This is a genomic window from Streptomyces sp. 11x1 (assembly GCF_032598905.1).
In the GTDB taxonomy this organism is placed as follows: Bacteria; Actinomycetota; Actinomycetes; order Streptomycetales; family Streptomycetaceae; genus Streptomyces.
Map to the genome: position 1 here is coordinate 9,601,378 of NZ_CP122458.1, position 17,713 is coordinate 9,619,090.

The 17,713-nt window shown below is 70.1% G+C and carries 18 protein-coding genes; 11 read left to right on the forward strand and 7 right to left on the reverse strand.

What is annotated here, in order from left to right; translation table 11 throughout:
- Positions 1 to 418: 418 nt before the first annotated feature.
- The 4 genes from P8T65_RS42175 to P8T65_RS42190 all read right to left on the reverse strand — a co-directional run bounded on the left by P8T65_RS42175 (position 419) and on the right by P8T65_RS42190 (position 3,066).
- Entirely contained in the window at positions 419 to 1,135 is a 717-nt protein-coding gene (locus tag P8T65_RS42175) for a GAF and ANTAR domain-containing protein (RefSeq protein ID WP_316730740.1), read from the reverse strand.
- A 79-nt stretch (positions 1,136 to 1,214) separates the two neighbouring features.
- Positions 1,215 to 1,976 (reverse strand): GAF and ANTAR domain-containing protein, encoded by a 762-nt coding sequence (locus tag P8T65_RS42180; RefSeq protein WP_316730741.1) that lies wholly within the window; start codon positions 1,974 to 1,976, stop codon positions 1,215 to 1,217.
- Positions 1,973 to 2,623 carry a hypothetical protein gene (locus tag P8T65_RS42185; RefSeq protein ID WP_316730742.1) on the reverse strand — a complete coding sequence of 217 codons (651 nt, stop codon included), beginning with the start codon at positions 2,621 to 2,623 and terminating at the stop codon, positions 1,973 to 1,975. Before P8T65_RS42185 ends, P8T65_RS42180 begins: the two co-directional genes overlap by 4 nt.
- A gap of 11 nt (positions 2,624 to 2,634) precedes the next feature.
- Entirely contained in the window at positions 2,635 to 3,066 is a 432-nt protein-coding gene (locus P8T65_RS42190; protein ID WP_316730743.1) for an STAS domain-containing protein, read from the reverse strand.
- A gap of 942 nt (positions 3,067 to 4,008) precedes the next feature.
- Between P8T65_RS42190 and P8T65_RS42195 the strand changes: the two genes are divergently transcribed.
- From P8T65_RS42195 to P8T65_RS42240, 11 genes are all read left to right on the forward strand, one after another.
- Complete coding sequence (locus tag P8T65_RS42195; protein WP_316730744.1) at positions 4,009 to 4,299, forward strand: integrase; 291 nt, start codon at positions 4,009 to 4,011, stop codon at positions 4,297 to 4,299.
- A 21-nt stretch (positions 4,300 to 4,320) separates the two neighbouring features.
- Positions 4,321 to 5,151 carry a fumarylacetoacetate hydrolase family protein gene (locus P8T65_RS42200; RefSeq protein WP_316731892.1) on the forward strand — a complete coding sequence of 277 codons (831 nt, stop codon included), beginning with the start codon at positions 4,321 to 4,323 and terminating at the stop codon, positions 5,149 to 5,151.
- A gap of 49 nt (positions 5,152 to 5,200) precedes the next feature.
- Positions 5,201 to 5,803, forward strand: coding sequence for a TetR family transcriptional regulator (locus P8T65_RS42205; protein WP_316730745.1), 603 nt, complete (start codon positions 5,201 to 5,203; stop codon positions 5,801 to 5,803).
- A gap of 235 nt (positions 5,804 to 6,038) precedes the next feature.
- Positions 6,039 to 7,235, forward strand: a complete 1,197-nt coding sequence (locus tag P8T65_RS42210; protein WP_316730746.1) for a cytochrome P450 — start codon at positions 6,039 to 6,041, stop codon at positions 7,233 to 7,235.
- Positions 7,236 to 7,267: 32 nt separating this feature from the next.
- Positions 7,268 to 7,480, forward strand: coding sequence for a ferredoxin (locus tag P8T65_RS42215; RefSeq protein ID WP_316730747.1), 213 nt, complete (start codon positions 7,268 to 7,270; stop codon positions 7,478 to 7,480).
- A gap of 13 nt (positions 7,481 to 7,493) precedes the next feature.
- Entirely contained in the window at positions 7,494 to 9,272 is a 1,779-nt protein-coding gene (locus P8T65_RS42220) for an FdhF/YdeP family oxidoreductase (RefSeq protein WP_399102428.1), read from the forward strand.
- 3 nt (positions 9,273 to 9,275) lie between these two features.
- On the forward strand, positions 9,276 to 9,821 hold the full coding sequence (locus P8T65_RS47525; RefSeq protein ID WP_399102431.1) for a molybdopterin dinucleotide binding domain-containing protein: 546 nt from the start codon (positions 9,276 to 9,278) through the stop codon (positions 9,819 to 9,821).
- A gap of 144 nt (positions 9,822 to 9,965) precedes the next feature.
- Positions 9,966 to 11,423 (forward strand): APC family permease, encoded by a 1,458-nt coding sequence (locus P8T65_RS42225; RefSeq protein WP_316730748.1) that lies wholly within the window; start codon positions 9,966 to 9,968, stop codon positions 11,421 to 11,423.
- Between the two features lie 118 nt (positions 11,424 to 11,541).
- Complete coding sequence (locus tag P8T65_RS42230; protein WP_316730749.1) at positions 11,542 to 13,032, forward strand: aldehyde dehydrogenase; 1,491 nt, start codon at positions 11,542 to 11,544, stop codon at positions 13,030 to 13,032.
- Positions 13,029 to 13,751, forward strand: coding sequence for a gamma-glutamyl-gamma-aminobutyrate hydrolase family protein (locus P8T65_RS42235; protein ID WP_316730750.1), 723 nt, complete (start codon positions 13,029 to 13,031; stop codon positions 13,749 to 13,751). Before P8T65_RS42230 ends, P8T65_RS42235 begins: the two co-directional genes overlap by 4 nt.
- 8 nt (positions 13,752 to 13,759) lie before the next feature.
- Complete coding sequence (locus tag P8T65_RS42240; protein ID WP_316730751.1) at positions 13,760 to 14,665, forward strand: hypothetical protein; 906 nt, start codon at positions 13,760 to 13,762, stop codon at positions 14,663 to 14,665.
- Positions 14,666 to 14,752: 87 nt separating this feature from the next.
- Here the strand turns inward: P8T65_RS42240 and P8T65_RS42245 are convergent, their stop codons facing one another.
- From P8T65_RS42245 to P8T65_RS42255, 3 genes are read right to left on the reverse strand one after another with little or no spacing between them, the layout of a single operon-like run.
- Positions 14,753 to 15,604, reverse strand: coding sequence for a bifunctional methylenetetrahydrofolate dehydrogenase/methenyltetrahydrofolate cyclohydrolase (locus P8T65_RS42245; protein ID WP_316730752.1), 852 nt, complete (start codon positions 15,602 to 15,604; stop codon positions 14,753 to 14,755).
- Between the two features lie 23 nt (positions 15,605 to 15,627).
- Positions 15,628 to 16,473, reverse strand: coding sequence for a formyltetrahydrofolate deformylase (purU, locus tag P8T65_RS42250; RefSeq protein WP_316730753.1), 846 nt, complete (start codon positions 16,471 to 16,473; stop codon positions 15,628 to 15,630).
- A gap of 18 nt (positions 16,474 to 16,491) precedes the next feature.
- Positions 16,492 to 17,613, reverse strand: a complete 1,122-nt coding sequence (locus P8T65_RS42255; RefSeq protein ID WP_316730754.1) for an aminomethyltransferase family protein — start codon at positions 17,611 to 17,613, stop codon at positions 16,492 to 16,494.
- Between the last annotated feature and the right edge of the window lie 100 nt (positions 17,614 to 17,713).

The window sequence follows — 17,713 nt, forward strand, 5'->3', positions numbered from 1 at the left end:
CTCACCCGGCTGCCGCGGGTGCATCCCGACCGACGTGCGGTCGTAGTCGCCGGGATGACCGGTGCGGCGGGCCTCGAACTGCTCAAGTGGTTGCTGACCGGGCAGGGCGTTGCGGCGAAGAGCATGTACAGCGCCTTCGCCGTGCCGGTCGCCATCGTGCTGTGGATCAACCTCATGGCCAGGCTGCTGTACTGCGCGTTTGGACAGCGACAGCAGCGGGGACGGTGGTGTGGTCCGGCGAGACAGCCGAGGGCCAGTGCCCGGAGCCCGGGATCAGCCCCGCAGCCGACGGCGCACCACAGCGGGCGTCAGCCGGCAGCGGCGCACCAGCAGCACCGCGTCTCCAGACGCACGGCCCGTGATCCGAGCGTGGTTCGTGCTCGGCCGGCTGTGTGCGGTCACCGTCTCGGCGACGGTGTCAGACCACCAGGCCGGGGAGGGGTTCGGAGTCGTCGATGAAGGCGCGGGCGACGTCGGACAGGCGTCGGTTGTGGGCGCGGGCGTAGCCGCGCAGTGCGGTGAAGGCCTGCTCCATGTCGATGCTCTGGCGTTCGGCGAGTTTCCCCTTGGCCTGTTCGATCAGGACCCGGCTGTTGAGTGCGGTCTGCAGCTGTTCGTTGAGGACGGTGCTGCGGTGGGTTGTGCGTTGTTGCAGGAGGCTGATGGTGGCGACGTCGGCGAGGGCCTGGGCGACGAGGGTGGCGGACGGGTCGAAGGGGCCGGGGGCGGCGCGGAAGAGGTTCAGGGCGCCGACGACCTCGTCGCGCAGGCGCATGGGCAGGGCCTGGACGGCCCCGAATCCGCTGCGGTGGGCCGCCGCGACGAAGCGTGGCCAGCGGTCGACCTCCCGGGTCAGGTCGGGGACGATCACCTGTGTGCCGGCGCGGAAGCACTCGAGGCAGGGGCCCTCGTCGTTCTGGAGTTGGAAGAGTTCCAGCAGGCGTACCTGTTCGTCGGAGGCGGCCATGACGCGGAGTTCGCCGTCGCGGTCCGCGAGCAGCACCCCGGCCGCACTGGCGCCGAGCATGCCCACGCAGCGGTCGGTGAGCAGGCGCAGGAAGTCGATCAGGTCGAAGTCGGCGACCAGGTTGTCCGCCAGCTCGACGAAGGTCTTGGCCAGAAGCTGCTGATTCATCGTGAACACCCTTGATGGAGACTGGTCCCGCCGGGAGGGGGCGGGAAGTGCAGCACGTTCGTAGGTCGGCACGGGTGCGTCAGGTTTCATCGTCGGTCCCTCTCGGTTCCGCGTCGGGGGAGAAGCGAAGCCGGTGGGCCACCACGTCGGCGGCCACCTCGGGGAGTCGGCGTCCCTGGGTATAGGCGTAGGCGCGGAGCCTGACGAAGGCTTCGTCGATGCCGACGCCGAGTTGGACGGTGAGGATGCCGGCGGCCTGGTCGATCTCCGGGCGGTATCCGCCCAGGTCCTCGAAGCCACGGTCCGGCAACGGTCCGCCGGTCGGCGTGCCCGTCTCCTCGATCCGGCCATCGAGCAGGAGCAGCGTTGCGAGATCGGCGAAGGCCAGCGCGTCGGCCAACTCCTCCGCGTCCAGCACGGTCGGCACGTTGGCGTACAGGTCCAGGATTCCCGGGCTGATCGCCCCTAGCTGCAGGGGGAGTGCGAACACTGCGCGTGCCCCGGCTTCCAACGCCGCATCGGCGAACACGGGCCAGCGGTCCTGCATCGCGTGTGTCAGCAGATCGGGTGTCAGGATGGCGGAACCCTGTGTGAAGGCGTCGACGCAGGGTCCCTCGCCCAGGGTGAGCTGGAGCTCCTCCAACTGCTCGCTGATGTCGTCGGTGCTGCACAGGGGATGGCTCGTCGTGGTCCGGGACATCGCGGATACTCCGGCACCGCCGACTGGGAGCGCGGCCACGGCCGCGGTGCACACGTCCACCACGCCGACCCGGGCGCCGCGTCGGGCCGCCTGCTCGGCGACCAGCGCCTGGATACGGGCCGAGCGGCTGTCGGACCTCACGCGGGCCGCCGCGTCCGGACATCGTGCGCCAGGCCCTCCAGCCTCGCCGTGGTACGTTCCCCGACGGGAAGGACCAGCACCCTGAGCAGCGTGGTGCTGACCGGCCTCCAGATCTCTCCCACGTCCAGCCATCCCCAGGAACGGAGCGCAGTGAGAGTCGGGCGATCAGCCCGGTCCACCAAGGTTGCGCCGAGCGACGCCTGGTGATCTGTCAGCAGCCGCTCCTGCAACCGGCGGGCCACGTGCTCGTCCTGCGGGTGCGGGCGGACCAGGATGTCGGTGATCGCGAAGACTCCGCCCGATGCGGTGAGTTGCTCGATGCTGCGCGGCAGTGCCCCGTCGAACCCCAGCCACCAGAGGCCGTCGCCGCGCACCGGGAAGCCCAAGGCGCATCCCACCAGGCCATCCGTTTCTGCGATCACCATGGCGAACCCCGGCCGGCGGATGTCGCCGGTGAGACGGTTCAGGAAGTCCTCGCGGCCGGGAGCACGGTAGGTCTCAAGGGGAGACGTCTCACGGGAGGCCACGTACAGATCCGCCAGTTCCCCGCCGAGGCCCTGCGCTTGCCAGCGGTTCACCCGACGCAACCGCACCGCGTCCAGTGCGGGCGACTCGCCGCCACTGGGCCCGTACGGCTGCCCCCGCATGGGCCGGGCCGTCACCGCCCCTCGCCCGAGAGGACAGGCACAGGCGGATCATGCCGGTGCGGCGGAGCTTCGGCGGGCGGGTCTGGGGACCCCGCGCCCGCGAGAGGAGGTGGCAGGGGCCCGAACGGCAGGCCAAGGAGCAGGAACCCGTAGCCGGTGAGGTTGAGTATCCGGCCCAGGCTTGGTGGCGGGTGGTGCAGTGCCAGGGTCCCGCCGGCCTCGGTGGTCTTGTGCGCGGCGTGGAGGAAGACGTTGAGACCACTGCAGTCGCAGAATGTGACGGGGGTGAGGTCGACGTCGATGACGCGGATACCGTCGTCCAGACACCGCGCCAGTGCCGCGCGCACCAGTGGCGCCGATTCCAGGTCGATCTCACCGGCCAGGGTGATCAGTGCCCGGTGCCTTCGGGCACGGCGGTAGACGGTGAGCTGCGGAAGGGGCATGTGACGCCTCGGTTCGGAAGACCATGCGGCAGCGCACGCGTGACGCCGGGATTCCCGGCCTCTTGGTGTGCTGTCGGGAGGGGCGTACGTTCGGCGGAGGTGGAACAACGGTAGGTCCCACAGCCTGTGTGACATGACAGCGGCCCCACCCAGTTCCCTCCAGGGATGCGCCGGGTGACGGACGACAGGTCCGTTCCTCGCAGCCATGTGTGTCGAGCAACGACAAGCCGCCGGGGTCTGGGACGCCTGCACAGCAGCATAGTCCTTCACTCGGTCCGGTGGGCGGCCGGAAGCCGCCCATTCCCCAGGATGTGGACGGTGCCGAAAGCGGTGGTCCGCATATCCGCACTGTGAGGTACGGGCGAGTGCGGCACGAGAGTGCTGGGGCGGCGGCCGAGAGAGGACGTGGCGATGCCGTGTGCCGTCAACTGGCGGCAGACCTGTCAGCGCCCGTGATCTTTTCGCCGTCCGCCTCGCCTTGGAGGGCTTGGCCACCGGGCGCGCCTTGAGCCACTTCGCCCGCTTGGTCCACCAGCGTCTCAACCTCCCCGGGCGCGAGGCATGGGCGGGGAGCAGGTCGCCCCAGACGGTCTGGGGCGGCCAGGCCGCCCCACTCGGGAGGTTTCATGCGCGGACCCGGCGTCACCGTAGCCTCCGGGAGCGCAGGGGCGCTCTTTGGGGCAGGCAGCGTCAGCCGATTGCCTTCGAGCCTTCGCGACTGCGTCGAGCCATGCCCGATCCTCTGTGGCGCGGCTCGGTACCATCGGGGTTGTCTTAACGGAGTTTGGTGGACACCAATAAAGACAATGTCAACCGTCAGGTTCGACTGAGCTTCCTGGGGTGAGATTGCTGGCTTGAGCAGGATCGTCCTGGGTGTGGCCGCCAGATCTCCGTACCTCGCGTGTTCGAAACGGAGATGTCCTGCGCGGTACGGACCTGAACATGATCGAACGCCCCTACGGCGGATGCAGGAAGTGTCTGCTCGGCGTGCGACGTCTGTCGCGGATGAAGCTCGCGACGTCGTCGCCGGAGGGGCAACGGGAGGGCGTGCTGACCGCTGCCACGTCTGTCGGGGGCCACATCATCGGCTGGGCCGATGACTGGGAGGTGTCGGGCGCTACCGACCCGATGACCCGGCCGAAACTGGGCCCGTGGCTTCGCGATGAGAGGGGTCCTTACGACGGGCTGGTGGCTGCAGCCGTTCGGGTCGAATCCGGGGCGAATTCGGGCTGAAAGTATCGTTGTTCCTGTCTCCTGCGCGTGCTCGACGGCGCCGCCGTCCAGGTCACCGTCGACGGTGACGAGCTGGTCGCCGGGGACGGCCGCCGCGTCAAGACCGACGAGGCGCACCACCTGCCGCCGGTCGTCCCCTCCAAGGTGATCGCCGTCCACCTCAACCACCGTAGCCGCGTCGAGGAGTTCGGGATCGAGCTGCCGGCCACGCCCACCTACTTCCACAAGCCGACCTCGGCCCTCAACGCCCACAAGGGCGCGATCGTCCGGCCCGAGGGCTGCAAGTGGCTCAACTACGAGGGCGAGGTCGCCATCGTCATCGGGAAGACCGCGCGCAACATCTCCCCGGCCGCAGCGGGCGAGTACATCGCCGGCTACACGATCGCCAACGACTACGGCCTGCACGACTTCCGTGACACCGACGCCGGCTCGATGCTCCGGGTCAAGGGCTCCGACACCCTGTGCCCGCTCGGTCCGGGGCTGGTCACCGACTGGGACTTCCACGGCAAGAGCCTGCGGACGTATGTCAACGGCGAGGTCGTCCAGGACGGTTCGACCGACGAGATGCAATGGGACATGCACTACCTCGTCGCCGACATCGCCCGCACCATCACCCTGTACCCGGGCGACGTCCTCCTGTCGGGCACACCGGCCAACTCCCGGCCCGTACGGCCCGGTGACGTCGTAGAGGTCGAGGTGGAGGGCCTCGGGCGGCTCACCAACCACGTCGTCACCGGCCCCACTCCCGTCCGCGCCGACGTCGGCGCGCAGCCCACCGAGTCCGAGGAGGTGCTGTCCACCGCGCTCGGCGGCGACTGGGAGTTCCGCGGCATCCGCCCGCCGAAGCGCTGACGCTCCTGCGAGGGTCTGCCGGTCCCGGCGTACGGGTAGGGTCGCGCTCATGAGCGATTCCGCCGAGAAGCCGGCCGTCAGGCCCCGCAAGCGCGTGGACTACGGGACCGGCCGTGAGGCCCTGCTCAACGCGGCCGTGCGGGTGGTGGCCCGGGGCGGGCTGCGCAAGCTCACCTATCGCGCCGTCGCGGAGGAGGCGGGTGTCACGCACGGGCTCGTGGTGCACCACTTCGGCTCGCGGGACGCGCTGATCGAGGCAGCCCTGGAACACGCGGTGCGTACCAGTGCGAGTACGAGCTCCCTGGAGCCCGGCACGGGCGACATCGCCGACTTCGCGGCGGGACTTGCGGACATGGTCACGCGTGCGCCGGCCCTGCAGACGTTCCAGTACGAGCTCATGCTCGAATCCCGGCGCAGGCCCGAGCTGCTGCCGCAGATCCGCGCGCTGTACGACGAGTACTTCCAGGCCACGGAGAGGGAACTGTCCCGCAGCCTGCCCGACGGCACCAGCCCTGCCCTGACCCGGCTCGTCTTCGCCGCCCTGGAAGGTCTCGTGCTGCACCAGCTGGTGCTCGACGAGCCGGAGGTCACCGAGGCTGCGCTGAAGGAGCTGCGGTCACTGCTGACCCGGCCGCTTGGAGACGCAAAGTAGTCGCCCTAGCGGCAATCTCTGCCATAACAGCAGGTCAGGATGAGTCCCCGTCGCCGGCGACGGGGACTCATCTGCTGCTTCTGGCGACGTAAAGAGTTGATTACATGCCCGCGAAGCATTGACGAAATTATCCGTGTGGATAATTCTCGCCGTACGGGGCCCTTTGGTTTGCCCCTCCTTCTTCCACTCCCGAGCTCCCCCTCCGCCTCGCGCCCGATACGAGGAGTGCCACGACATGACCGTCACCACCGCCGGACTCGCGTCCTCCACCGAGGACCTGCTGCCCTTCCGTGACCCCGGCTTCCGTGCGGACCCGTACCCGTACTACGCGCGGCTGCGGCAGGAGCACCCTGTCTACCGGCATCCGGTCGGCCTGTACGTCGTCTCCCGCTACGAGGACGTCGCCCGGCTGATCCGCAACCCCACCCTGAGCGTGGAGCAGCTCGACTTCGGACCGGCCGCCCCGATCCACCACACCATGCTCGGCAAGGACGCCCCCGACCACACGCGGCTGCGGAGGATCACCAACCGCTGGTTCACGCCCAAGGCGGTCGAGGAGTGGTCCAAGGTGATGCGCGCCTCCGTGGAGGCCGTGCTCGACGAGGTCGAGAAGGGCGACGGCACCCTGGACGCGGCCGACGGCCTCTCGCTGAAGTGCACCTTCGAGACCACCTGCCACATCTTCGGCATCGAGCCGGCCGAGATGGACACCATCCAGCGCAGGACCTACGAGATCGGACTGAGCCTCGGCCCCGGCGGCAACGACGAGGAGGCCCGCGCCACCGCGGAGGCGTTCGCCTGGTTCGCCGAGCACATCCGCCGGCTCGTCGCCGACAAGCGGGCACACCCCGGCGAGGGACTGATCGACGCGTTCATCGCCGCGCAGAACGAGGGCAGGATGACCGAGGAAGAGGTCGTCCACACCATCTTCCTGTTCTTCGCCGTGGGCCATCTCGACGTCAAGCACCTGATCAACCACGGCATCTGGCTGATGACGCAGCGCCCCGAGCTGTTCGCCGCCTACCGCGACGAGCCCGAGGCCCGGCCCGGCATCATCAACGAGATCCTGCGCATCGACACACCCGAATCGATGGTGGTGCGCCTGACCACACAGGACACCGTCATCGGCGACACCACCGTCCCGGCCGGAGAGGCGCTGGCCCTGCTCATCGCCTCCGCCAACCGCGACCCCGAGGTCTTCACCGACCCCGACACCTTCGACCACACCCGCCCCCTCGCCGCCAGCCAGCACCTGGCCTTCGGCTCCGGCATGCACGGCTGCGCCGGCCAGGTCCTGGCCCGCGCCGAGGCCGACATCGTCTTCAGCTCGATCGTCGACCGGTTCTCCGGTGTCGAGCCGGCGGGAGAGCCCGCCTACGCCCACACCGAGTTCCTGCGCACCATCACCCACCTCCCCGTCCGTTTCCTCTGATCCCCCGACCCCTCCGAGAGACAGGAGCCGTCATGAAGATCGAAGTCGATCTCAAGAAGTGCCAGGACCACGGCCAGTGCGTGTACGCGGCCCCCGACCTGTTCGCGCTGGACGACGAGGGACGCCTGTCCCTGCGATCCCAGGCGACGGACGTCTACGTGGCCGACGTGGACGAGGCAAGCGCCGAGGAGCTGTACGAGGCCGCCGAGGTCTGTCCGCTCCAGGCCATCACGGTGCACGAGTAGACGGGAACGCGGCATGTCACCGATGGCGTCCGGGCGACCGGAGAACGACCCCGGCGACAGCGGTCTGACCGTCGGTCCGCCCAAGGAGTACGCGGCAGGCATCCCGGCCGTCGTCCAGTCGCTGCGACACGGCGGCCGCCAGATGGGCGCCAAGCGGACCCTGCTGACCCTGCTGAGCGTCAACCAGAAGACCGGGTTCGACTGCCCCGGCTGCGCCTGGCCGGAGGGCGACCACCGGCACGCCGCCGAGTTCTGCGAGAACGGCGCCAAGGCGGTGGCCGAGGAGGCCACACTGCGCCGCGTCATCCTGGCCTTCTTCGCCGAGCACAGCGTGGCGGAGCTGCTGGAGCGCAGCGACTACTGGCTGGGCCAGCAGGGCAGGCTCACCCACCCCATGTACCTGGCGCCCGGGGCGCGGCACTACACGCCGGTGAGCTGGGAGCAGGCGTACGACATCGTGGCAGGGGAACTGGCCGCGCTGGACTCACCGGACGAGGCGTCCTTCTACACCTCGGGGCGCACCAGCAACGAGGCGGCGTTCGTCTACCAGCTGTTCGTCCGCACACTGGGCACCAACAACCTGCCCGACTGCTCGAACATGTGCCACGAGTCCTCCGGCGTGGCCCTGTCCGAGACCATCGGGATCGGCAAGGGAAGCGTCTCGCTCGACGACCTGCACCAGGCGGACCTGGTCCTTGTCGTGGGCCAGAACCCGGGGACGAACCATCCCCGCATGCTCTCCGCCCTGGAGCGGACGAAGCGGGGCGGGGGGCACGTCGTGGCGGTCAACCCGCTGCCCGAGGCCGGCCTGCTGCGCTTCAGGAACCCTCAGCGGCCCTCAGGGATGATCGGCCGGGGCACCGCGCTGGCGGACGAGTTCGCACAGATCCGCCTCGGCGGCGACCTCGCTCTGTTCCGGGCCCTGAACCGGCTTCTACTGGAGGCAGAGGACCGGGCCCCGGGTACGGTGGTGGACCGTGCGTTCGTCGAGGAGCACACCGACGGGTTCGAGGAGTTCGCGGCCGACGTGCGCGCCACGCCCTGGGCGGAAGTCCTTCAGGCCACGGGCCTGGAGCGCGAGCAGATCGAGCGGATCCACCAGCGCGTGCTGAAGGCCCGGAAGATAGTGGTGTGCTGGGCGATGGGCCTGACCCAGCACAAGCACTCCGTACCGACCATCCGCGAGGTGGTCAACTTCCTCCTCCTGCGCGGCAACATCGGCCGCCCCGGTGTCGGGGTCTGCCCGGTGCGCGGCCACTCCAACGTCCAGGGCGACCGCACCATGGGGATCTACGAGAAGCCCGCGGACGACTTCCTGGACGCGCTGGAGAAGGAGTTCGGCCTGCCCATGCCGCGTCACCACGGGCTTGACGTGGTCGACACCATCCGCGCCATGCGGGACGGAAGGGTGAAGGTCTTCTTCGCCATGGGCGGCAACTTCGTCTCGGCCACCCCGGACACCGCCGTCACCGAGCAGGCCCTGCGCCGTACGGCCCTGACGGTGCAGGTCTCCACCAAGCTCAACCGCTCCCATCTGGTCACGGGCCGCCGGGCGCTGATCCTTCCCACGCTCGGCTGCACCGAGGCCGACCTGCGCGGCGGCGGACCGCAGTGCGTCACCGTCGAGGACTCGATGAGCTCGGTGCACGCCTCCCGGGGCACGCTGGCGCCCGCCTCGCCCGAGCTGCGCTCGGGGACGGCGATCGTCTGCGAACTGGCCAGCGGGTGCTCGCCGCTCGCGGTGAGCCGCCAAGCGTCCCCTGGCGAGCCATGGCGGAGGACTACGACCTGATCCGTGACCGCATCGCCCGGGTCGTCCCCGGCTTCGAGGACTTCAACCGGCGCGTGCCATCCGGGCGGGTTCGTCCTGCCGCACGGGCCACGGGACGACCGGCACTTCCCGACCGCGACCGGCAAGGCCCGCTTCACCGTCAATCCGATGACCGTGATGCGCGTGCCTGAGGGACGGCTCCTTCTGCAGACGATCCGCTCCCACGACCACTACAACACCACCCTCTACGGCCTCGACGACCGCTACCGCGGCATCCACGGAGGGCGCCGGGTGGTCTTCGTCCACCCCGACGACCTGGCCGCTCTCCAGCTGGCCGATGCCGACCGGGTCGACCTGGTCGGCGAGTACCCCGACGGCGCCGAACGTGTGGCACCCGACCTCCGGGTCGTGTCCTACCCGACCGCCCGCGGCTGCTGCGCCGCGTACTTCCCCGAGACCAACGTCCCGGTACCCCTGGACAGCACCGCCGACCTCAGCAACACCCCGACCTCGAAGTCGGTCGTCGTGCGACTCGTACGCCGGGGCGCGGCCGACCGGCCCGCCGCCTGAATCACGGTCCTGTAAAGACCTCCGCGTCCGCAGAAGGATCTCACCGCAACCCCTTGCCAAACGGATAGTTCCAGCCCACCATGAGGCAACTCGTTTGGCCTAAAACAAAAATCCGCCCTCCCCGTCCCCCGGCAGGTGATTCGAGTGGACAGTCAGACCGCGGTCGCCACGCAGACCGCTCATGACGCATCCATAGCAGGCAGACTCAAGCCCAACTCTCTCGGTGTCCTCGGCATCCTCTTCTTCGTTCTCTCCGCCCAGGCGCCGCTGACCGGCATCGCCGGGGCCGTGCCCATCGCCATCGCCATCGGCAACGGCGCCGGCGCTCCGGCCGCCTACCTCGCGGCCGGCGTCATCATCCTGCTGTTCTCCGTCGGATTCGTCGCCATGGGCCGCCACGTCGTGGACGCCGGAGCCTTCTACACCTACATCGGCAAGGGGCTCGGCCGCTCGGCCGGCTCCGGCAGCGCCGCCGTCGCGCTCTTCGCCTACTGCGCCGTCCAGGCGTGCATGTACGGGTTGTACGGAAGCATCATGAGCGGCCTTGTCGAGCAGTACACCGGGGCCCATGTGGCGTGGTGGGTCTGGGCGCTGGTCACCATGGTGATCGTGCAGGTGCTCGGCGCCTCGGGCATCGAGATGGGCGCCAGGATCCTCGCCGTCTTCGTGCTCGCCGAGTTCAGCATCCTGATCGTCTTCGCCCTCGTGACCCTCTTCACGGGTGGCGGCCCCGAGGGGCTCGGTCTCACGGAGAGCTTCTCGCCGTCCGCCGCGCTGCAGGGCGCTCCCGGCGTGGCGCTGATGTTCGCCGTGGCGTCGATGTTCGGCTTCGAGGCCACCGCCATCTATGGCGAGGAGGCCCGCGAACCCCGCAAGACCGTCCCCCGGGCCACCTACGTGTCTGTCGCGGTGATCACCGGCTTCTTCGCCTTCACCTCATGGATGCTGGTCTCCGCGCACGGCGCCTCCCAGGCCGCGGCCGAGGCGGGCAAGGCGCTGGAGGGAGGTGACGGCGCGGCGTTCGTCTTCGCGCCGATCGCCGGCCTGTTCGGCGGCTGGGTGGGCGACGTGCTGCCGATCCTGCTGGCCACTTCCCTGTTCGCCGGCCTCCTGGCCTTCCACAACTCCGCCAACCGCTACCTGTTCTCGCTCGGCCGCGAAGGGCTCCTGCCGCATGGACTGACCGCCGTCAACCGGCGTCACTCGCCCTGGGTGGCTGGCGCCGTGCAGACCGCGATCGCGGTGCTGCTCGTGGTGCCCTTCGCCATCCTGGGCAAGGACCCGGTGCTGACCCTCTTCTCCTGGTTCAGCGGGGTCGCGGTCCTCGGCATCATGCTGCTGTACTTCCTGACCTCGGTCTCGGTCGTCGTGTTCTTCCGCCGCTCACGCGCCGACACCCGCCCCTGGAACACGCTGATCGCCCCCGTCCTGGGCGCGCTCGGCATCGCGGGTGCCATCTGGCTCATCATCGCCAACTTCACGACGCTGATCGGCGGTGACCAGACGACGGCCATATGGCTCCAGCTCACCGTTCCGGTGGTGCTGATCCTCGGCGTCGTCGCCGCCCGGCTGACGCGGTCCCGGACACAGACCGCCGACTGAACACCGCTTTGCCTCACCGATACGGCCGGAGCCTGCGCCCCGGCCGTATCCGGCCTTCTGCCGGACCGCGTGAGTTGTTTTCGCCAAACGAAACGGATGAGACGGAGAGGGAGAGCGCGTGCTGAACGCCACCCACGAGGAACTGCTGCGCCGCGCCAAGGAACTCGACCTGCCCACGCAGCACCACATCGACGGCAGGAGCGAAGCCGGTGACGGTGGATCGTTCGCCGTGATCTCCCCGCGCGACGGCCAGAGCCTGGTCCAGGTCGCCGACGCACGGGAGGCGGAGGTCGATGTCGCGGTCGCGGCGGCGCGCCGCGCCTTCGACACCGGGCCGTGGCCGCATCTGCCGCCCGCCGAGCGGGGCCGGGTCCTGCTGCGGATCGCCGAGCTGCTGGAGGAGCGGCGCGAGGAACTGGCACTGACCGTGAGCCTGGAGATGGGCAAACCCATCACGGACGCCTACGCCATCGAGCTGCGCGCCGCGATCAACACCTTCCGCTGGTACGGGCAGCTCGCCGACAAGCTCACCGACGAGTCCCCCCACACCGCCCCGGACGCGCTCGCCCTGGTCACCCGGGAGCCGACCGGTGTCGTCGGCGCCGTCGTGCCGTGGAACTTCCCGCTCACGTTGGCGAGTTGGAAAGTCGCGCCCGCGCTCGCCGCCGGCTGCACGGTCGTCCTGAAGCCGTCGGAGTCCTCCCCGCTGTCCGCCCTCCTGCTCGGCCGCGCCGCCACCGACGCCGGACTGCCGCCGGGTGTCCTCAACGTCGTGACCGGTGACGGGCCGGTGGCCGGCCGGGCGCTCGGCCTCCACCCGGACGTCGATGTCCTGGCGTTCACCGGATCCACGGCCGTCGGCCGCCACTTCCTGCGCTACGCCGCCGACTCCAACCTCAAGCGCGTCTGGCTCGAACTCGGCGGCAAATCACCGAACATCTTGCTGCCCGACGCCCCCGACCTGGAGAAGGCCGCCGCCACCGCGGCCTGGGGGATCTTCTTCAACCAGGGCGAGATGTGCACCGCCCCCTCCCGGCTGCTGGTCCACTCCTCCATCGCCGAACAGGTCACCGAGGCCGTCGTGGCGCGGGCGCGCGAGCTGCGGGTGGGCGACCCGCTCGATCCGGCCACCGAGATGGGCGCGCTGGTCGGCGACAGCCACCTCGGCAGGGTCCTGGAGCATGTCGCCTCCGGTCTGGACGAGGGCGCCCGGCTGCGCGTGGGCGGGGACCGGGCCCTGGCCGAGACCGGCGGCAGCTACCTGCGGCCCACCGTGTTCGACCGGGTCGACCCCGGCATGCGGCTGGCCCGCGAGGAGATCTTCGGCCCCGTCCTGTCCGTCCTCGCCTTCGACGACCTCGACGAGGCAGTACGGCTCGCCAACGCCACCGAGTACGGCCTCGCCGCCGGCCTGTGGACCTCCGACCTGTCCACCGCCCACAAGGTTGCGTGCGCACTCAAGGCCGGGACGGTCTGGGTCAACTGCTACGAGGAGGGCGACCTGACCGTCCCCTTCGGCGGCATGAAGCAGTCGGGCAACGGCCGCGACAAGTCCGCCCACGCCATCGAGAAGTACACCGAACTGAAGACCACCTGGATCCAGCTGTGACCCGTACGCACCCGCGACCCCTGATCGCGATTCCGGCCCGGTTCGCCGCCACCACGTCCGCGCTCCGCTACGCCGCCGAGGTCAACGCCCGTGCGCTGGTCGAGGCCGTGTGGCGGGCCGGGGGCGAGCCGGTGAGCATCCACCCCGCCGACCCGGCCGCAGCCGACGTGGCCGAACGGCTCGCCCGCTTCGACGGCGTGCTCCTCCCCGGCGGCGGAGACCTGGCCCCGCACCGCTACGGCGCCATCGACACTCATGACAGCGTCTACGACGTCGACGACCTCCAGGACGTGTTCGACCTCGAAGTCGCCCGCCGGACACTGGACCTGGGACTGCCCCTGCTCGCGATCTGCCGCGGCCTGCAGGTGGTGAACGTCGCCCTCGGCGGCAGCCTGGAACAGGACATGGGCGGCGCGGACCGCGAACACCGGCACATCGTGCACCCGGTCGCGATCGAGCGCGGCACCCTGCTCGAACAGGCCACCGGTGCCCAGAAGACGGAGGCCTCCTGCTACCACCACCAGCGCGTCGACCGCCTCGGTGTCGGGCTCACGGTCACCGCGCGGGCCGCCGACGGCACGGTGGAGGGACTCGAACTGCCCGGACACCCGGGGTGGTTCGCGGCGGTGCAGTGGCACCCCGAGGACACCGCGGACCGGGACCCGGCCCAGCAGGCCCTGTTCGACGCACTGGTTGACGCCGCCCACCACAGACACTGACAAAGGACATGGCTCTCTTCGGCCCCAAGCGAGAGGCACCCCGCCTCGCCCCCGAACTCGACGACGTTCCGCTGGGCCGCGTGCTGAGAGGCATCGTCGCCGCCCGCGGACCGGGACCGCAGGACCTCGCCGTCGCCCAGATGGAGCGGCTCCTGCGGAACACCGGTGACGACTGGGACCGCCGCTGCCACCGGGTCGGGGTCCTCGCGCAGGCCGCGCCCGCGCTGGCCCGGACCTGGCGCGAACGCCGGCCCCGCGACCCGGACGCCCTGGTACTGGCCACCTGGTCCGAACTGGCGACCGATCCGCGGGGTGCCCTGGCGATCTGCCGTGTTGCCATCGAGGCCGCCCCGGCAGATCCGACCCCGTGGGTGGCCGCGCTGGCGGCGCTGCGACTTCTGGGCCGGCCGAGCGCTGAGCTTTCTCCCGTCTGGGAGGAGATCCGCGCGCGTGATCCATGGCACCGGGAGGCGCACCTGCAGATCCTGAACTACCTCTCCCCGGAGGAGCAGGGCAGCCAGGCCGCGCTGCGGGACTTTCTCGACGATGCCATCGCGGTCATGCCCTGGGACGCGCCGACGGCATGCCTGCCCCTGACGGCGGCTGTGCGGCAGTACCACCGCGAAAGAAGCAGCGGCGGTGTCCAGGCGCTGGGGGTGAGCCGGTACTGGTCGCAGCCGCACACCGCACGACTGCTGGACCACGGCATGGCCCACTGGCTGCAACCTGGTCACCTGCGTCACGCGGCCGCCGTCGCGGACCTGGGAACGCTCGCCTACGCCCTGGTCCGCGCGGGCCGCAGCGGCGATGCGGACCCGGTCTTCTCCGCGGTCGGCGGGCTGGTGACGCCGTGGCCCTGGAACTACGAGGGGGACCCGGTGGAGTGCTACACCGACTACTCCGGTCGCGGGTAGGTGTACGTGCGGCCCTCCGGCCGCACGGTGACGCAGACGGCGTGGGGGCAGGACCGCATGGTCCTGCCCCCACGCACTGTGCCGACGTCAGGCGCTGCGCTCCGCCGCCTCGACGATGTTGGTCAGCAACATGGCCCGGGTCATCGGCCCCACTCCGCCGACCGGCGGCGCGAAGGAGCCGGCGATCTGGTCGACGTCCGGGTGGACGTCTCCGAGGATGCCTTCGACGGTCCGGGTGATGCCCACGGACAGGACGGTGGCGCCCGGCTTGATCCAGTCGGGCTTGACCAGATGGGCCACGCCGGCCGCGGCCACGACCACGTCGGCGACGCGGGTGTGGGCAGCGATGTCCTGAGTGGCCTCGTGGCACAGGGTCACCGTGGCGTGCTCGGTGCTGCGGGTCAGCATCAGGCCGAGCGGGCGGCCCACGGTGAGCCCGCAGCCGATGACACAGAACTGCTGTCCGGTGATGGGCACCCGGTTGCGCCGCAGCAGGTCGATGATGCCGCGTGGGGTGCAGGGCAGTGGCCCCGGCACACCCAGCACGAGTCGGCCCAGGTTGGCGGGGTGGAGCCCGTCGGCGTCCTTGGCCGGGTCGATGAGCTCCAGCACGGCGTGGGTGTCGATGTGGGCCGGCAGCGGCAGTTGGACGATGAAACCGGTGCAGGCCGGGTCGGCGTTGAGCTTGAGCACGGCGGCCTCGACGTCTGCCTGGGTCGCCGTGCCGGGCAGCTCCACCCGGATCGACGCGATGCCGACCTGGGCGCAGTCGCGGTGCTTGCCGCCGACGTAGGAGTGGCTGGCGGGGTCGTCACCGACCAGGATGGTGCCAAGGCCGGGAGCGATGCCCCGGCTCTTCAGTATCTCCACCCGTTCGGCGAGTTCACGTTTGGTGTCGGCTGCCGCGGCCTTCCCGTCGAGCAGCGTTGCGGTGGTCATGTCGTACGAGCCTCTCGATGCTGTCAGGAGAAGACGACGGTGCGGGAGCCGGTGAGGACGACGCGGTCCTCCGCGTGCAGCCGGACCGCCCGGGCCAGCACTATTCGCTCGACGTCCCTGCCGATCGCGACGAGTTCGGGCGCGGAGTGACGGTGTCCGACGCGGGCGACGTCCTGCTCGATGATCGGGCCCTCGTCCAGGTCGGCGGTGACGAAGTGGGCGGTGGCGCCGATGAGTTTGACGCCCCGGTCGTGGGCCTGGTGGTAGGGCTTCGCGCCCTTGAAGCCCGGCAGGAACGAGTGGTGGATGTTGATGACCCTCCCGGACAGCTTGCGGCACAGGTCGTCGGAGAGGACCTGCATGTAGCGGGCGAGCACCACGAAGTCGACCTGGTGTTCGGCCACCAGCCGCAGCAGCTCGGCCTCCGCCTCCGGCTTGGTGTCGCGAGTGACGGGGAGGTGGACGAAGGGGATGCCGTACCGCTTCGCGACGGGCTCCAGGTCGGGGTGGTTGGAGACGATCAACGGGATGTCGACGGGCAGTTCGCCCAGGTCCCAGCGGTAGAGCAGGTCGACCAGACAGTGGTCGAACTTCGACACCATCAGCAACACCCGGCGGCGCTGCTCCTCGGGCCGGACCGTCAGGACCGGGTCGAAGCGGGCCAGCCGCAGCGCGAGTTCGTCCCGCAGGCTCTCGGTGTCGGCCTCGGGTGTCTCCAGGTTCACACGGATGGTGAAGATGCCGGTGCCGGGATCGGAGAACTGGGCGCTCTCCAGGATGTTGCCCTTGGCCTGCGCGACGCCCGCGGCGAGTGCGTGGACAATGCCCGGCTGGTCGGGGCAGCGGAGGGTGAGAATGTAGCGTTGCACGTCAGGATCTCCGTCGGGTCAGGCCTGCACGCGGGCGCGCTCGGGGTCGTACACGGGTGTGGGCCGGACCGTGGCGTCGGCCTTGGAGCCGTCGGCGGCGACGGCGGTCAGCGCGGTGCCGGACTTCACGGCGTCGCGGTGGACCCGGGCCAGGCCGAGAGTGGCGCTGTCGAGGACGGGGGAGGGCAGCGCCATCGTCACGTAGCCGATGTCCCGGCCGTCCAGCTCCAGCCGGGCGCCCTCGGCGGCCTCCGGCGCGGTGTCCACGACGACGCTGACCACACGGCCGCTGGCGCTGTCCTTCTTGGCCAGCAGTGCGTCCCGGCCCTGGAAGGGGCCCTTGTCGAAGTCCAGCGCCCAGCCCATCCGGCACTCGAACGGCGTGACCGTGCGGTCGTACTCCAGCTCTCCCATGATCATTCCGGCCTCGGTGCGGCAGGTCAGCAGGGCGATGGCGCCGAAGGCCTTGATCCCCAGGTCCGCTCCGGCCTCGAAGACCGCGTCCCACAGCTTCAGCGCGCGATCCCGCGGGACCTGGATCTCGTAGCCGAGCTCGGCGGTGAACCCGAGCCGGCTGACCTGTGCGGGAATGCCCGCGATGAGGGCGTCGTGCAGGAAGGTGTAGTAGGGGAACGCGGCGTTGGACACATCCACGGGGGTGAGGCCTTGTAGGACGTCGCGGCTGCGCGGGCCCTGCAGAGTCAGGACGGCGGACTCGTCGCGGCGCTCGGTGACCGTGGTCCCGGCGGGGGCGTGCGCGGCCAGCGACTGCTGGGTGGCCGGGTTGCCGCCGGTGACGACGACGTGGTCGGGCGCGAGGACGGCCACGGTCACGTCGTCCAGCATCATCCCGTCGGTATCCACCACGACCCCGTAGGCGATGCGTCCGGCACCCAACCCCTTGACGCTGCGCGAGAAGACGGCGTCGACGGCGGCGACCGCATCCTCTCCCTCGACGTGCCACTTGTAGAGCATCGAGTACTCGGAGGCCCCGACAGCGGTGCGGATGGCCTCGTACTCCTCAGCCGGATCACCGATGGCCAGCGGTACGGCGTTGCCATAGACGTCGATCCACTCCTCGACATGGTCCGCGTAGCGGGGAGCGAACGGGGTGGTGCTCAGTCCTTCGGGGATGGCCATGGGAACTCCAGTGGAGAGGGGAGACGTGCGCTGCAGCGAGAATCTATCCATCTGGATAACTTGTCAATAGGATAGATTGACCCTCGGGGAACGGTCAGAC

Bases quoted from the DNA above. Each gene is read 5' to 3' on its own strand.
- P8T65_RS42175 (WP_316730740.1), bottom strand. From the start codon at position 1,135: ATGAATCAGCAGCTTCTGGCCAAGACCTTCGTCGAGCTGGCGGACAAC.
- P8T65_RS42185 (WP_316730742.1), bottom strand. From the start codon at position 2,623: ATGCGGGGGCAGCCGTACGGGCCCAGTGGCGGCGAGTCGCCCGCACTG.
- P8T65_RS42190 (WP_316730743.1), bottom strand. From the start codon at position 3,066: ATGCCCCTTCCGCAGCTCACCGTCTACCGCCGTGCCCGAAGGCACCGG.
- P8T65_RS42195 (WP_316730744.1), top strand. From the start codon at position 4,009: ATGATCGAACGCCCCTACGGCGGATGCAGGAAGTGTCTGCTCGGCGTG.
- P8T65_RS42205 (WP_316730745.1), top strand. From the start codon at position 5,201: ATGAGCGATTCCGCCGAGAAGCCGGCCGTCAGGCCCCGCAAGCGCGTG.
- P8T65_RS42210 (WP_316730746.1), top strand. From the start codon at position 6,039: ATGACCGTCACCACCGCCGGACTCGCGTCCTCCACCGAGGACCTGCTG.
- P8T65_RS42215 (WP_316730747.1), top strand. From the start codon at position 7,268: ATGAAGATCGAAGTCGATCTCAAGAAGTGCCAGGACCACGGCCAGTGC.
- P8T65_RS42220 (WP_399102428.1), top strand. From the start codon at position 7,494: ATGTCACCGATGGCGTCCGGGCGACCGGAGAACGACCCCGGCGACAGC.
- P8T65_RS42240 (WP_316730751.1), top strand. From the start codon at position 13,760: ATGGCTCTCTTCGGCCCCAAGCGAGAGGCACCCCGCCTCGCCCCCGAA.
- P8T65_RS42245 (WP_316730752.1), bottom strand. From the start codon at position 15,604: ATGACCACCGCAACGCTGCTCGACGGGAAGGCCGCGGCAGCCGACACC.
- P8T65_RS42255 (WP_316730754.1), bottom strand. From the start codon at position 17,613: ATGGCCATCCCCGAAGGACTGAGCACCACCCCGTTCGCTCCCCGCTAC.